We start from the raw sequence: 14,654 nt of genomic DNA on the forward strand, positions 1-14,654 counted from the left end.
GTCCACGCCTTCCGCAGATGTCTCGCGGTCGCTTGCGCGACAACGAAACTCGCGCACAGAACCACGTCGGCGTCGGCGACGCCCAGCGCGCCCGCGGTACCCGCGGTGGTCTTCATCACCAGGGTGCGGCCTCGCAGATCCTGTGAGCTGAGCTGTCGGGGCGAGTTCGACAGATCGAACCCCGGCGCTGGTGCGCCGTCACGCACAGCGAGCCAATCCGGGTGGCGCGCCTTCAGTTCCAATGCCGCGTAATCGGTGTCGGCGAAGACGATCCGGTCGGCGGAACCCGCAAGGGCGTACGCCGCGGTGGTGAACGCGCGCATCACATCGATGACGACAGCCACTCGCGGCACGGCACTCAACTGCGCCAGGCCGGTGAAAGTGAAACGCACTCACACATCGTGCATGAGAAGGATCGGTCACCGACGTGAGCGCGCGTTGGGGACGACGTAACGCGTCATCGGCTGCCGGTAAACCGGTGGCGAATGGGTGGGCGAGCCTCGTAGCTTGTCCGTTCGTGACCGACGATCGGAAGACGGACCCGAATCGACACGACCTCGGCCGAGTGTTCAACGAGGTGCCGCAGCTCTATGACCGAGTCAGGCCGGGATACCCTGACGAGCTGTTCGCGGACCTCTGCGACATCACCGGCGTGACCGAAAGGTCGGCGGTGCTGGAGGTGGGCTGCGGTACCGGTCAGGCGACGCGCTCGCTGGCAGCGCTCGGCTGCTCGGTGACCGCCATCGAGCCGGGCCCGGACATGGCCGCATTCGCTCGGCGGCGGATCGCTGGTTTGCACAACATCGAAGTCGAGACGTCGACGTTCGAGGAGTGGGACGACCGTGGCCGACGCTTCGACGCCCTCGTGGCCGCGTCGTCGTGGCATTGGGTGGACCCGTTGATCGGCTGGCAGCGAGCCCACGACGTGCTCTGTCCCGGAGGCTGGATGGCGCTGCTCGGCAACGTCGTCGTCCGCAGGCCGGGCGAGCCGGAGGTCTACGCCGAGACCGCCGATCTGCACGAGCGGTTCTGCCCCGGCAACCCCGGCTGGGGTCATCCGCCATTGGAGGATGACGTGCGCGCCACCGGCGAGGGTTGGGGCCTGGTGCAGGATCCCGGAGCATTGTTCGGCCCGACGATCGTGCGTTGGTACCCAACCGTTCAGTGGTTCGACGGGGACGGCTTCGCCGATCTCCTTCGCTCGACGTCGCTGTATCGCAGGCTTGCCCGCGACGTCCGTGAGCCCCTGCTCGATGCCGTCGCCGAGCGCATCCGTACACGGATGGGCGACCGGGCATCGCGCCGTTATCTGAGTGTCCTGCGTGTCGGACAGCGCCTCGAGTGAGGTCGAGGACCGATCGGGGGCGGTCCGGCCGGGGATGGCGCAATGCCGAGGCCGACTTATTGGATCGCTTGGACGTCAGTGCGATTCGGCGACATCGAGCAGTATGCGCAGCAGATCTTCGGGAGCGTCGCGCATCAGGTTGTGCCCGCCGTCGAGCGCGTGAGTCGTCCACCCGGCGTCGTCCCGCAATCGCTGGTAGGTGGCGGTGAACGGTGAGGGTGTTTCCCATCCGGCCGCGTAGACGTAATCCCTGCGCCGGATATGGCCGAGATCCCCGGTGAGCGTGAGTGGTTGGAGAACCGACGCGAGCGGGTGCGCTGTGGCTCGCGGATCGAAGAAGGGCAGCGGGCGGACCGCGTCGCCGGTGTCGACCACGTCGAGGTACCACCGCCGCTCTTCGTCGGAAACCAGTGTGAAGCAAGAGTCCCCGTGCCCGGGGACCACGGCGTCGAGGTACACAAGCGCGCCCACCCGGGCCGCCGCGCGATCGGCGGCGCCGGTGATCACCATGCCGCCGTAGCTGTGTCCCACCAGGACGGCGTCGGTGACGTTCTCGGCCGCCAGCGCGGCGGTGACGTCCTGGATGTGAGTGTCCAGATTCACGCCGTGGCGCAGATGCACGCGCTCACCGACTCCGGTGAGGGTCAGCGGAAGCACGCGATGGCCGCGCGTACGCAGCTGCTCGGTGAGCTGCTCGAAGCACCAGCCGCCGTGGCACATGCCGGGGATCAGGACGAAAGTCGTCATTGTCGTTCTCCTTCTGGTCGGGGGAGCGAGGGGGTGGGATGGCGGCACTCGCCGACGCGGCGACGCATGCGATCGCTGTGAACCCGAGTGCGGAGTTGGTCGACGTGTGATCCGCGAGAGTCCCGGCGATCCACGGCCCTGCGGTTTGCCCGACGGCGAACACCGTCGTGAAGGCCGCCAGCGTCGCGGTCCAATCGACCGGTGCGGTGTTGTTCTTGACCGAGGCCGTGACCGCCGCGGGGACACTCATGAAGGTCGCCCCGTAGACGACGGTGGAGGCGAGCAGGACCGGCGGTGCGGGAGTGACCAGCGCCAGTGCCGCGCCCGCACCCAAGACGGCGAGCAGGACGCACAGCGCTCTGCTTCCGGGCCAGCGGCTGATGGGGCGGCTCCACAGAACAGGTGCCGCGATGACGGCGAGTCCCATCGCGGTCCAGGCCGACATCACCTCGAGCGTCGAGGCGTGCCGATCGGCCAGGTAGGCGGACAGGAAAGTGATGTAGGTGATGTATCCACCCGCGAACAGCAGATACGCGAGCGCTGTCGGCCACAGTGGCCGCAAGTGCGCGTGTCCGGCCACTTTCGGAGCCGGTGAGTCGACGCGGGTGGCGGTCCAACTCGTCAGGGCCGCAAGGCCTGCGGCGATACCCAGGCCGACCCACGCCATCCGCCAGTGATCCCCCGCCAGCGGTACGGTTGTGCCGCTGAGCACTATGCCGACCCCGGTGCCCGCGAAGTAGACGGCGATGGGCGTGCCGGATGACGCGTGCGTGGCGATATGCGAGGCGATGACGCCGCCGGTGATGAAGACGACCGCACCCGCCGCCCCGGCCACGGCTCTGGTCGCGAGCAGGAAGAGATGGTCATTGCCGACGGCGGTGGACGTCAACGCCGTTGCGGTCAGCGTCATCCCGGTGCGGAACGCGGCTGCCGTGCCAAGGCGGCGAACCACTGCGGGTGTCGCCACGGCGCCGACGAGATAGCCCAGTCCGTTTGCGGTGCTGAGCATTCCGGCATCGGCCAGGTTCCAGCCGAGATCGCTTCGCATGGCGGGTAACAGCAAGCCGTATGCGAACCGTCCGAAACCCAATGCCGACGCGGTGCCGAGGGCGAGGCGCGCGGCTTGCCATATCGGGGTCATGAACGCGGGCCTTCCAAGGTCGAACCGATCGGTACGACCTTGGATGCTAGCAGATGATCGAACCAGCCGTTACCATCTATGTATGCCCGTGGCCAAAGGCTCGACGATAGACCCGGCGCGCACCCGCGCCGCCATCCTCGAAGCGGCGGAACCGCTGCTGTACGAGCGCGGCCTCGACGGAATCGGTGTAGCCGAACTGTGCGCGCGGCTCGGGGTGTCCAAGGAGACCCTGTATCGCCACTTCGGCACCAAAGACGGGCTCGTGCGAGCGATGCTGGAGTCGCGCAGCGAAAAGGTGGGTGGGTGGCTGGCGAGTGCGGTGGAGTCGGCCGGCGACGACCCCGCCGAGCAGTTGGCCGCGGTCTTCGACGCGCTCGGCGAGTGGTACGCACAACCGGCCTTTCGCGGCTGCGCCATGGTGAACGCGTCGGCCCAGCACTACGACGACGAGGTGCGGACCATCACCGCGCGGCACCTGCAGCGCTATCTCGATCTCTTCACCGGCATCGCCGCCCGCGCCGGAGCAGAGGATCCCGCCGTGCTGGGCCGTCAGCTGCTCATGCTGGTGGAGGGCGCGACCGTCGTCGCGGCGATGCACGGCCCGGCCGGTGTCGGCGGGCATGCTCGCGCGGCCGCGGCGGCCCTGCTCACCGCGGCCATTTGACCGGGCTTCGATCCCCGCATCCGATCGCGGGAACTCGTATGACTCGGTCGTCCCTGGGAACCGGCGAATGCGGCGGGGCGGGGATGTCGCCGTGCCGGGTCGGGATCGCGACCTATTTCGGCACGGCAACGGGTTTCGTCGCGCCGCGGTCATGAGGCCGACGAAGTAGCCGTTTGTCTCTCCTCGAGCGGGGCCGGGTCAGTCCGGGACGACGACGGCACGGGTGCGCCCTTGATGCGCCCAGGCCTCGGCGACGCGGCTGAGTGGGTAGTCGGTGTACGGCGCGTCGAAGGTGCCGTCGGCGAACCTGGCGAGGACCTCGGGCAGCTCGGCGATCATCGCGGCCTTCGAAACCGAGCCCGCGCCGCTGCCGCTGATCCGGATCCGTCTGCTGCGCAAAAGAGCCGCGGGCAACGCCGCGTCGGCTCCGGCGAGCGAGCCGATCTGCACGTAGTCGATCGCCGTGCCGTCGTCGTCCATGCCGCCCTTCGCCAGTGCGGCGAAGGTGGCCTCGGCGACGGGACCCCACACGAAGTCGAGCACCAGCGTGGGCTGCGCCTCGGCGACAACGGCGGCGAAGGTGGCCGCCCCGGCGTCGGGTGTGGCGGCCGCGAGCGGAACGGTGACGGCGCCGAGGCCTCGCAGTCGTTCCAGCGCCTCGTGATCGCGCCCGGCCGCGATGACCTGTTTCGCGCCGAGAGACATCGCCGCTCGCACGGCCAGGCTGCCCGACATGCCGGTGGCCCCGAGTACCAGCACGGTGCCGAGTTCGCCTGTCTTCTTGCGGTGGGTGGTCAAGGGCATCCAGCCCGACAAGGCGGGGTTCACGCCGGCGGCGGTCGCGAGCGGATCGGCCCCGGCGGGCAGCTCCACCTCGAACGGGGTGACCAGCCATTCGGCCATCGTTCCCCACGGCGACCGGGCGAGGCCCGTGTAGACCAGCCGCCCGTCGTCGGTCCGGGCCACGGCGTCGACGCCCGGCACGAGGGGGTAGGCATGGTCACTGCCGTAATGCCGGCCGGATGCCAGCCCGCGGACGACGTGGTGCAGGCCCGCGCCGACGAGTCTCAGCGGCGCCCGGCCCGGCCGCTGTTCCGGGTCGGGGAAGTCCGCGCAGACCGGTGTCGCTCCTGCGGTGTCGACGACTGCAGCACGCATGACAAGCTCCTTAACTAAGTTAGATAAACCGCATCACCCACCTTTCCTGAACTTTGTTAAGGTGTCAACCGTGGCAAAGGGCATCACCCGGGAACGGATCGTGGCGGCGGCACTCGAGCTGCTCGACGAGAAGGGCATGGATGCGCTCACCGTCCGCGCGCTCGCTTCCCGGCTCCAGGTGAAGGCCCCAGCGCTGTACTGGCACGTCCGCGACAAGCAGGAACTGCTCGACGAGATGAGCACGTTCGTGATGCGCCGCGTCACCGACGCTCTCTCGGCGATCGCTTCCGGCGCCGACTGGCGCGACGACGTCGCCGCTTATGCCCGCGTCTTGCGCGCGGAATACCTGCGCCACCGGGACGGCGCGCGCATCTTCAGCGGCACGCGCTTCTCCGACCCCGAAGTGGTGCGGGCGAAGGAATCCTGGCTCGTGCGCTTGACCGCGGCTGGGTTCGCACTGGCGGAGGCGGACGATGCGCTCGACCTGGTCACCGCGTACGTCGTCGGCTTCGTTATCGAGGAACAGGAGCGCAGCCAGTCGGCCGACGTCGAGCCGGCGCGGTACTCGCTCGCCGAACGTGATGAGTGGCTGGGTGAAGGCGCCGAACTGGTCAAGGCCGCCGGGCACCTCCGCGACGACGGTGACAGCAGGTTCGAACGGCAACTCGGCGTCGTCCTCGACGGGCTCGCGGCCCGACTGCGCTGACGGCCCCGGCCGGATCGCCACGCCGTGGCGGTAGGCGTGGACGCTGTCGCCCGACGCCGATTCGTGCTATCGAGAATCCATGACGCCGACGCGCTCTTCCTACGATGTCGTGATCGTCGGTGGCGGGCACAACGGGTTGGTGGCCGCCGCGTATCTGGCTCGGGCCGGGCGGTCGGTGCTGGTGCTCGAACGGCAGCCGCATACCGGCGGGGCGGCGGTATCGGAGCGGGTGTTCGCGGGCGTCGACGCGCGGTTGTCGCGGTACTCGTATTTGGTGAGCCTGTTGCCGTGGTCGATCGTGACGGACTTGGGCTTGCGGTTCGAGACGCGGCGGCGGGAGGTCTCGTCCTACACGCCGGTACGGGAGGGCGGTCTGCTGGTCTCGTCGGCGCAGGCCAGGACGGAGGCGAGTTTCACGCGGCTGACCGGCTCGGATACGGAATTCCGCGCATGGCAGCGGTTCTACGCGACCACGGGGGAGTTGGCCCGGCGGGTCTTTCCGACGCTGACCATGCCACTGGTGTCGAAGGAGGCGTTACGGCACATCGTGGACGACGCGGCCACCTGGGAGGCGCTGTTCGAGCGGCCGCTCGGTGAGACGATCGAGTCGACCTTCGCCGACGACACGGTGCGCGGCGTGGTGCTCACCGATGCGCTGATCGGCACGTTCACCCATGCGCACGATCCGTCGCTGCGGCAGAATCGCTGCTTCCTGTACCACGTGATCGGCGGCGGCACCGGCGACTGGGACGTGCCGATCGGCGGCATGGGCGCGCTCACCGACGCACTGGCCACGGCCGCGCGCGAAGCGGGCGCGGAGATCGTCACCGACTGCGCGGTGACGAGCATCGAAACCGACGGCGACACAGCGGAAGTCGGATACGAAGAAGGGAAGATCGGCGCGCGCCACGTCCTGGCGAACGTCGCGCCGTATACGCTCGCCGGGCTGCTCGGCGAGCCGCTGCCACCGAAGCCCGAGGGTGCGCAGTTGAAGATCAATATGCTGCTGCGCCGCCTCCCGCGATTGCGCGACGCCGAAGTCGAGCCACGGGAAGCATTCGCCGGTACTTTCCACATCGGCGAGTCGTACGCCCAACTCGACCGCGCCTACGGCGAGGCCGCGATCGGCCGCATTCCGTCCGCGCCGCCCGCCGAAATCTATTGCCACACATTGACCGATCCGACGATCCTGGCACCGGACCTGGCTGAGCAGGGTGTACACACGCTCACCCTGTTCGGACTGCACGCTCGCGCGAAACTCTTCGCCGCCGACCACGCGTCGGCGAAAGAAGAGTTCGTGAAAGCGACCTTGGCGCAACTCGATTCGGTGCTCGCCGAACCGATCGCGGACTGCTTGGCGAGAGACGAGAACGGCGCGCCCTGCCTGGAGGCGAAGACGCCGATCGAACTCGAGGGTGAGGTCGGCCTGCCCGGTGGACACATCTTCCACCGGGACCTGGCCTTCCCCTACCTCCCCGAGGACGCCGACCCGGCCGACCCCGGCGCCCGGTGGGGCGTGGCGACCGGCCACCGCAACGTGTTCCTGTGCGGTGCGGGCGCCATCCGGGGTGGCGGCGTCAGCGGCATTCCCGGGCACAATGCCGCGATGGCCGTGCTGAACGCCGGTCAGGCGGGCTGACCCCGCAGCGCGATCTTGGCGGCGCGGCCCGGCGTCTCGGTGGCGACGGCGGCGTCCGCCGCGGCCTCGAGCGGGTAGGCGGCTTCGATGTCCAGCCGCAGCTCACCGCGAGCGGCGAGATCGATCAGTTCGCTGATCAGCCGTCCGCGCTGGTCCGCGCCGATCTCCTCGATCCGCTTGGAGCCCCAGAAGCCCTTGACCACGGCCTGGCCGAAGATGAGACTGCCCGGATCGAGCGTCAGCGGCTTGCCCGAGAGCGCGCCGAAGGAGATCAGCTGACCGCCGGGCGCGAGCAACGCCAGTTCGTCGGCCGCGGCGCGACCGCCCACTTGATCGACGGCCCGGACGATCGGCGCACCGGAGGTGGCGGCGTCCACCTGGTCACGCCAGCCCTCGCTCTCGGTGTCGAGCACCGGCTCGTAGCCGAGTTCCCGCAGCGCCGCGACGGAGCCGGGGCCGCGCACGAGATTCAGCACGCGCAGACCGCGCTGCCGGGCGAAGACGTTGACGAGCCTGCCGACCGCGCCGTTGGCGGCGTTGATCGCCAGCCACTCGCCGGACCGCATCCCGAGGTCCTCGATGAGCATCAGCGCGCTCAACGGCATGGCCAGCAGTTGGGCCGCGGTCTCGTCGGAGACCGTGTCGGGCAACGGGATGACCTGGCGGGCCGGGACCACGAAGTAGTCGGCCCACACATTGATCGCACCGGACACCGTCACGCGCCGTCCGACCGACATGTCGGTGACGCCGGGACCCACCGCGTCTACCCGCGCGACCGCCTCGCTACCCGGGATGGCGGGCAGCTCGGGCCGGTAGCCGTACACGCCACGCACGATGGCCAGATCGTGATTGTGGATCGGTGACAGGATCAGCGCGAGTCGCACTTCGCCCGGTCCGGGCTCGGGGACCGGGCGTTCGGCGGTGGTCAGTACATCCTTCGGTTCACCGAACCGTTCGATGACTACGGCACGCATATCCGCTCCTTCTCGATCAGTCCTCGGCTACGAGGACCTGGACGTCGATGTTGCCGCGGGTCGCGTTGGAATACGGGCAGACCTGGTGTGCTTTGTCAGCGAGCGCTTGCGCGTCCTCCCTGGACAGATGGGGGAGCGATACCTCCAGGGTAACCGCAAGGCCGAAGCCGCCTGCGTCGTTCGGCCCGATCCCGACCTTGGCGCCGACCGCGGAGTCGTCGATGTTCGCCTTCACCTGCTTGCCGACCAGACGCAGCGCCGAATGGAAGCAGGCCGCGTACCCGGCCGCGAACAGCTGCTCGGGATTGGTGCCCTCGCCGTCGCCGCCCATTTCCTTGGGAGCCGACAGATTCAGGTCGAGCTTGCCGTCGGTGGTGCGTGCGCGGCCGTTGCGTCCGTCGCCGCTGGCCAGGGCCTCGGCGGTGTAGAGGATCGGCATGTCTATTCTCCTTCGTTCAGCTGAGATTTCAGCGAATCGGTCAGTCGGCGCAGGATGTCGCGCAATGCGGCGATGTCGTCCATGGACAAGCCGCTGGCCTCGCCCATCTGGGCCGGGATGTCGCCCGCCTCGGCGCGCAGGGCGCGTCCTCGGTCGGTGAGCCGGATGTCGACGCGGCGTTCGTCGGACGCCGACCGCCGCCGCTCCACGAGGCCCCCGGCCTCCAGCCGCTTGAGCAGCGGGGAAAGCGTGCCGGAATCCAGGTCGAGCGCATGGCAGACGTCGCCGACGCTGCGTTCGTCGCGCTCCCACAGCGCGAGCATCACCAGGTACTGCGGGTAGGTGAGCCCGAGCCGTTCCAGCTTCGGGCGGTAGACCGCGGTCATCGCCCGGGACGCCGCGTAGAGCGGGAAGCAGAGCTGCTCGTCGAGGGTGAGGTGATCGGTCATGAGCAATAATGTAGTGAGCAATTCAGTTGTGCACAACATAAGTGTTCGTGGTGCTCGTCACACCACGGCCGCGGGCGAGGCTCAGCGGGCCGGGAAGCGAAGGGCGCGGTCGTCACCGCTGACCGGTTCGCCCCGGCCGTCGGTGTTGGAGGTGGTGAGCCACAACGCTCCGTCCGGCGCGACCGCCACCGTGCGCAACCGGCCGTACCGGTCGCGCAATTCGGCACGGGGTGCACCGGTGCGGCCGTCCGCGAGCGGCACGGTCCACAGCCGACGGCCGCGCAGCGCGGCGACGTACAGGGTGTCCCCGGCGATGGCGATCCCCGACGGTGAGGCTTCCGCGGTGGTCCAGGTCAGCAGCGGATCGGTGAAGCCGCGGTCGGCGCCGCCCGACCCCTCGACCTCGGGCCAGCCGTAGTTGTGGCCGGGCTCGATCAGATTGATCTCGTCGAACCGGTCTTGCCCGAATTCCGCCGCGAACAACCGCCCGTCGCGGTCCCATGCCAGACCCTGCACGTTGCGGTGGCCGAGACTGTAGACCGGCGAGCCGGGATACGGATTGCCCGGAGCCGGGCGGCCTTCGGGCGTCACGCGGAGGATCTTCCCGCTGAGACTCGCCGGATCCTGCGATCGTCCGGATTGCCCGGCGTCGCCGGTCCCGGCGTAGAGCATGCCGTCCGGCCCGAACGCGATTCGCCCGCCGTTGTGATTACCGGCCTTCGCGATCCCGGCCACCAGCACCTCCGGTGGGCCGTCGAGCCGGAACCGGACGATCCGGTTGTCCGTATCGGCGGTGAAATAGGCATAGACATAACGACTTTCGGCGTAGTCCGGCGCGACGGCGAGCCCCAGCAGTCCGCCTTCGCCCCGGGCGGTCACGCCCGGCACCTGATACACCTGTTGCGGCGCACCGCCGGTACCGATGCGCAGGATCCGTCCGGAGTCCCGCTCGGCCACCAGTGCCGCGCCGTCGGGTAGGAAGGCCAGCCCCCACGGCACGTCGAGGTTCCCGGCGATTTCCTCGGCGGCGTCGAGGTCGGGTCGTTCGGCGGGATTGCTCGGCGCGGCGGTGCGCGTCGCCGGAGGCGTGCTCCTCGGTTCGGTCGAGCTGTCGTTTCCGCAGGCAGTCAGCGCCGCGCCGAGTAGGAGTGCGGCGATGGTCGTGCGGGTATGGCACCGTCTCGGTGCCACAAGCCTGCTGTCGCAAGCGTGCGCGTGCCGGGCGGACCAGCGGAACCGCCGGTCGGAATCCGGGCCTGTGAAGAGGCTCCGGACGCCGAGAGAACGGCCCGATCCGGTTCGCATCAGCCGAGATACGTTCCGTACCAGTCCAATACGCGCCGCCAAGCCTCGGTGGCGGCCGTCGCGTTGTACCGCTGACCGGTGTCGTTGAAGAAGGCGTGGTCGGCATCGGGGGCGGTGAAGATCTGATGCGGGTTGCCCGAACGGGCCAGTGCCGCTTCCGCGGCGGCCCGGGAAGCGTTCACGCGGGCGTCGGCCGCCGCGTAGATGCCGAGCACGGCGGCTTTCGACGCGGTCAGATCGCCGTTGTCCGGGAACGGCCCGTAGAACGGTGTCGCCGCCGCCAACTGGGACGGGCCCGAGGCCAGCAGCAGCCAGGTCAGGCCGCCGCCGAAGCAGAAACCGGTGGCGCCGAGCTTCTTTTCCTCGACCCGCCGCTGCAGTTCGTCCAGTCCGGCGCGCAAGTCGGCGACGAGCTGGTCCTGCGGGATCCGGCTCAGCTCGGCGGTCGCCTCGGCGGGATCGGCGAACGTCGCGGTTCCGCCTCGTGCGGACAGCAGGTCGATCGCGAGCGCGGAATATCCAGCCCCTGCGAAACGCCCTGTCACCGAACGGATGTGGTCGGTGAGACCTTTGTTCTCGTGGACCACCAGCACACCGCCCCGTGGTTGCGGCGCCGCCGCCCACGCGGCTTGCAGCGTCCCGCGGGGGCCGGCGAAGGTGACGGCGCTCGTCGGAAGAGCGGTGGCGGATCCCGGTGGCGTCGGGGGCGACGTGGGCGAGGGCGAGTAATCGGTGATACCGGTGTCGGAGTTCGCGCAGGCGGCCAGCAGGGTGGCGGCGGCCGTGGCGCCGAGCCCGAGCAGCCCCAGCCTGCGCACCGCCTCTCGCCGGGTGAGCAGCCCGTCGGCGTGATCGGCCGCGATCTCCTCCGCGATGTAGCGCTGCAGCGGCGTCATGTGTCCCACCCTAAGCCGCAACGTCGGTGGCGACGCGGCATTCACCGTCTGTTCGCTCGCGACAAACCGGCCCGACCGCGCCTCCCGCGTTATTCGCCGGAAGATTGCTACGTTGTCGCCCAATCAGACGATCGATGGTCGGTCCGCACACCGGTCGAGGGAGCGAGATGGCAGCGGGGCATGGCGTGAGACGAACGACGATCAGGGCGATCCGGACGATGGCCATGGTCGCGGTAACGGCGACCGTGGGATTCGTGTCGGTGCCCGCGGCCGCGGAGCCGTCGGTCGATGCCCACAGTGTGCGGTGGACGGCGTTGCACGACGGTCCCCAGCCTTATGCCGACGTGCACATCGACTGGGATGTGCCGATCCGGATGAGCGACGGTGTCGTGTTGAAGGCCAACGTCTACCGGCCGGTGAAGGAGGGGGGCGAGGTGGAGCGGCAGCCGCTGCCGACCATCGTCAACCTCACCCCGTACACCAAGCTCATGACCAACCTGATCGACACGGCGCTCGCGGTGCCCGGGTTGCAGCCGTTGACCGTGCGGCTGGTCAATCGCGTGAATCTGTCACGCACGCCGGTCAGTGGTTTCGGCGATCTGCTGCACGCGGTCGACGGCGGCACCGTGCAGACGGTGCTCGGTCTGGATCGCGATCTGATCCGCGCCGGATACACGCAGGTCGTCGCCGACGTGCGAGGTACCGGTTTCTCCCAGGGAGCATGGGACACCCTCGGCGAGCGGGAACAGCTCGACACCCGCGAGGTGATCGAGTGGGCGGCGGCCCAGCCTTGGTCGAACGGCCGGGTCGGGATGAGCGGCGGCTCTTATTCGGGAATCAACCAGCTGCGCGCCGCCGAGAACGCCCCCGCGCCGTTGCGGGCGATCTTCCCGGTGGAGCCGGGCAGCGACCTCATGCGCGACGTCGTCGCGCCGGGCGGCGGCGTGGGGACGACGTTCCTTCCGATGTGGCTCAGCACGGTCAACCAGCTGAAGCTGATTCCCGACGTGCAGTCGATGTTGAAGGGCACCTTCGACTGGGGGTGGCTGCAGGAACGGATGTCCGATCCGGCCAGCAACGTGGACCTGCTGGCCCAGGCGCTGCTTACACCGTCGCTCGATCACGTGCCGCCCGCGCTGGCCGACGCGCTGGACGAGAACAGCTATTTCCGGCGCGGCATCGAGGGGCATCCCGAGCGTATCACGGTGCCCACCTTCGTCTACGGCGGCTGGCACGACATCTTCGCCAACAGCGCGACGAAGCTGTACAACGCGATTCCGCTGCCCGCGGGACAGAAACAATTGGTCGTCGGCGACACCTATCACGCGAATCCCGGTGCGGGAACCGGTATTCCGGGGGCGCCGCCGCGGCTGGACGTGTTGCAGCGCATTTGGTTCGACAAGTGGTTGAAGGATACCGACCACGGCTTGGGCGATTTCGGGCCGATCACCGTGTGGGAACAAGGCGGCGGCTGGATCTCCCTCGGCCAGTTCCCGCAGAAAGATCTCAACCACCGCCGCGTGTATCTGTCGGCCGAGCCGAGCGGCACCGCCGGAAAGGCCGTGTACGACGGATCGTTGACGATGACCGCTCCCGGCGAACGGCAGACGCTGACGGTGGCGCCCGGCGTCGCCTCGGCGTGTTCCCGCGATACCGCGCAGGGCTCGGCCGGGATGGCGGCGGTGCTGGACGTGTGTGCGAAGGACTCACGCATCGCCGAGCGCAACGCGCTGACCTTCACCAGCGCACCGACGACCGAGCCCACCGTCATCTCGGGGCCGGTGAACGTGCATCTGAACGCTGTGCACGACGCCACCGACGGCTACTGGAGCGTCACCATGAACGACGTCGCGCCCGACGGGAGCTCGAAGGTGCTGTCCACCGGGCAGCTGACCGCATCGCTGCGCGCCGTCGACGAGCAGAAGAGCAGCCGCACACCGACCGGCGACCTGACCGAACCGTTCAATCCGATCACCTTGGACAGTGTGCGGCCGGTCGTCCCCGGTGAGCCGGTGGCGCTGGACATCGCGGTGATTCCCACCCAAGCGGTGCTGCAACCAGGCCACCGGCTGCGGATCGACGTCTTCGCGGGTAACTCGCCGAAGGCGCTGGCCTTCCGGCCGATGCTCAACAACACCGAGCTGAAGCCGCAGCACCTGAAGCTCGACCCGTCGGCGCCGAGCTTCGTCGTGGTGCCGACCAACCGTCCGCTGGACTGAGCGCTACGACAACTGCGACTGCACTTGCGCGGAGATCAGCTCGAGGTGCTCGAGATCGTTCAGATCCAGCACCTGCAAGTAGATGCGGCTGGTGCCGATCTCGGCGTACCGGCCGATCTTGTCCACCACCTCGGCGGGTGAGCCGGCCAAGCCGTTGGTCTTCAGTTCGTCCACCTCGCGGCCGATCGCCTCGGCGCGGCGCGCCACTTCGGCGTCGTTCGCGCCCACGCAGGCCACCAGCGCGTTGGAGTAGACCAGGTCGTCGGCGGCGCGGCCGTATGCCTCGGCGGCGGCGCGCACCCGGTCGAACTGCCGCGTGCTGTCCTCGATCGAGGAGAACGGCATGTTGAACTCGCTGGCGTATTGCGCGGCCAGCCGCGGGGTGCGGGTGGCGCCTTGCCCGCCGATCACCACCGGGATCGGGTCCTGCACCGGCTTGGGCAGGGCGGGGGAGTCGGTGAGCTGGAAGTGCTTGCCGTCGTAGCTGAAGGTGTCGCCGGGTTTGGTCGCCCAGAGCCCGGTGATGATGGCCAGCTGTTCTTCCAGCCGGGCGAATTTGTCGGCGGGGAACGGGATGCCGTACGCGGCGTGCTCCTCGGCGAACCAGCCGCTGCCCAAACCGAATTCGACTCGGCCGCCGGACATCTGGTCCACCTGCGCCACTTGGATCGCCAGCGGGCCCGGCAGCCGGAAGGTGGCGGCGGTGACCAGGGTGCCCAGCCGGATCCGCTTGGTCTCCCTGGCCAGACCGGCGAGGGTGATCCAGGCGTCGGTGGGGCCGGGCAGCCCGTCGGCGCCGCCCATGCTCAGGTAGTGGTCGGAGCGGAAGAACGCGTCGAAGCCCAGGTCCTCGGTGGCCTTGGCGACGGTGAGCAGGGTGTCGTAGCTCGCACCCTGCTGCGGCTCGGTGAAGATGCGTAGTTCCATGTCGACGACCCTAGTCGGTCGGCCGGAAGGCGAATCGGGGCGTTC

Annotated in this window: 14 protein-coding genes and 1 pseudogene; 5 read left to right on the forward strand and 10 right to left on the reverse strand. The window is 69.0% G+C overall.

What is annotated here, in order from left to right; all coding sequences use genetic code 11:
- Nucleotides 1-20 precede the first annotated feature (20 nt).
- A pseudogene (locus tag ACIA5H_RS25050) lies at nt 21-392 on the reverse strand (2-phosphosulfolactate phosphatase); the annotation flags it as partial.
- A gap of 125 nt (nt 393-517) precedes the next feature.
- Between ACIA5H_RS25050 and ACIA5H_RS25055 the strand changes: the two are divergent.
- Nucleotides 518-1,345, forward strand: a complete 828-nt coding sequence (locus ACIA5H_RS25055; protein ID WP_397077612.1) for a class I SAM-dependent methyltransferase — start codon at nt 518-520, stop codon at nt 1,343-1,345.
- Nucleotides 1,346-1,420: 75 nt separating this feature from the next.
- On the opposite strand, the gene ACIA5H_RS25060 is transcribed toward ACIA5H_RS25055, so the two are convergent.
- A complete protein-coding gene (locus ACIA5H_RS25060; RefSeq protein ID WP_379252855.1) occupies nt 1,421-2,065 on the reverse strand; it encodes an alpha/beta fold hydrolase in 645 nt (214 codons plus the stop codon).
- On the reverse strand, nt 1,971-3,233 hold the full coding sequence (locus ACIA5H_RS25065) for a YbfB/YjiJ family MFS transporter (RefSeq protein ID WP_397077614.1): 1,263 nt from the start codon (nt 3,231-3,233) through the stop codon (nt 1,971-1,973). The genes ACIA5H_RS25060 and ACIA5H_RS25065 overlap by 95 nt, the downstream gene beginning before the upstream one ends.
- Before the next feature lie 82 nt (nt 3,234-3,315).
- Between ACIA5H_RS25065 and ACIA5H_RS25070 the strand changes: the two genes are divergently transcribed.
- Nucleotides 3,316-3,897 (forward strand): TetR/AcrR family transcriptional regulator, encoded by a 582-nt coding sequence (locus ACIA5H_RS25070; protein ID WP_397077616.1) that lies wholly within the window; start codon nt 3,316-3,318, stop codon nt 3,895-3,897.
- 198 nt (nt 3,898-4,095) lie between these two features.
- On the opposite strand, the gene ACIA5H_RS25075 is transcribed toward ACIA5H_RS25070, so the two are convergent.
- Complete coding sequence (locus ACIA5H_RS25075; protein ID WP_397077619.1) at nt 4,096-5,055, reverse strand: zinc-binding alcohol dehydrogenase family protein; 960 nt, start codon at nt 5,053-5,055, stop codon at nt 4,096-4,098.
- Nucleotides 5,056-5,125: 70 nt separating this feature from the next.
- On the opposite strand from ACIA5H_RS25075, the gene ACIA5H_RS25080 reads away from it, so the two are divergent.
- A complete protein-coding gene (locus tag ACIA5H_RS25080; RefSeq protein ID WP_397077621.1) occupies nt 5,126-5,761 on the forward strand; it encodes a TetR/AcrR family transcriptional regulator C-terminal domain-containing protein in 636 nt (211 codons plus the stop codon).
- 79 nt (nt 5,762-5,840) lie between these two features.
- Complete coding sequence (locus ACIA5H_RS25085) at nt 5,841-7,400, forward strand: phytoene desaturase family protein (RefSeq protein WP_397077624.1); 1,560 nt, start codon at nt 5,841-5,843, stop codon at nt 7,398-7,400.
- Here the strand turns inward: ACIA5H_RS25085 and ACIA5H_RS25090 are convergent.
- The 5 genes from ACIA5H_RS25090 to ACIA5H_RS25110 form a co-directional block, all read right to left on the reverse strand.
- Nucleotides 7,388-8,374: a zinc-binding dehydrogenase gene (locus tag ACIA5H_RS25090; RefSeq protein WP_397077626.1), complete on the reverse strand. Its 987-nt coding sequence runs from the start codon at nt 8,372-8,374 to the stop codon at nt 7,388-7,390. The two genes, ACIA5H_RS25085 and ACIA5H_RS25090, sit on opposite strands and share 13 nt — an antisense overlap.
- 16 nt (nt 8,375-8,390) lie before the next feature.
- Nucleotides 8,391-8,813, reverse strand: coding sequence for an organic hydroperoxide resistance protein (locus tag ACIA5H_RS25095; RefSeq protein ID WP_379252782.1), 423 nt, complete (start codon nt 8,811-8,813; stop codon nt 8,391-8,393).
- Between the two features lie 2 nt (nt 8,814-8,815).
- Nucleotides 8,816-9,262: a MarR family transcriptional regulator gene (locus tag ACIA5H_RS25100; protein ID WP_355076391.1), complete on the reverse strand. Its 447-nt coding sequence runs from the start codon at nt 9,260-9,262 to the stop codon at nt 8,816-8,818.
- Between the two features lie 81 nt (nt 9,263-9,343).
- Nucleotides 9,344-10,453 (reverse strand): PQQ-dependent sugar dehydrogenase, encoded by a 1,110-nt coding sequence (locus ACIA5H_RS25105; protein ID WP_397077629.1) that lies wholly within the window; start codon nt 10,451-10,453, stop codon nt 9,344-9,346.
- A 113-nt stretch (nt 10,454-10,566) separates the two neighbouring features.
- Nucleotides 10,567-11,463 carry a dienelactone hydrolase family protein gene (locus ACIA5H_RS25110; RefSeq protein WP_397077631.1) on the reverse strand — a complete coding sequence of 299 codons (897 nt, stop codon included), beginning with the start codon at nt 11,461-11,463 and terminating at the stop codon, nt 10,567-10,569.
- Between the two features lie 218 nt (nt 11,464-11,681).
- On the opposite strand from ACIA5H_RS25110, the gene ACIA5H_RS25115 reads away from it, so the two are divergent.
- Entirely contained in the window at nt 11,682-13,682 is a 2,001-nt protein-coding gene (locus ACIA5H_RS25115; RefSeq protein WP_397077751.1) for a CocE/NonD family hydrolase, read from the forward strand.
- 3 nt (nt 13,683-13,685) lie between these two features.
- On the opposite strand, the gene ACIA5H_RS25120 is transcribed toward ACIA5H_RS25115, so the two are convergent.
- Nucleotides 13,686-14,609 (reverse strand): LLM class F420-dependent oxidoreductase, encoded by a 924-nt coding sequence (locus ACIA5H_RS25120; protein ID WP_379252786.1) that lies wholly within the window; start codon nt 14,607-14,609, stop codon nt 13,686-13,688.
- Nucleotides 14,610-14,654: the final 45 nt, after the last annotated feature.

It is taken from the genome of Nocardia sp. NPDC051900 (assembly GCF_044452545.1).
Taxonomy (GTDB): Bacteria; Actinomycetota; Actinomycetes; order Mycobacteriales; family Mycobacteriaceae; genus Nocardia; species Nocardia sichangensis.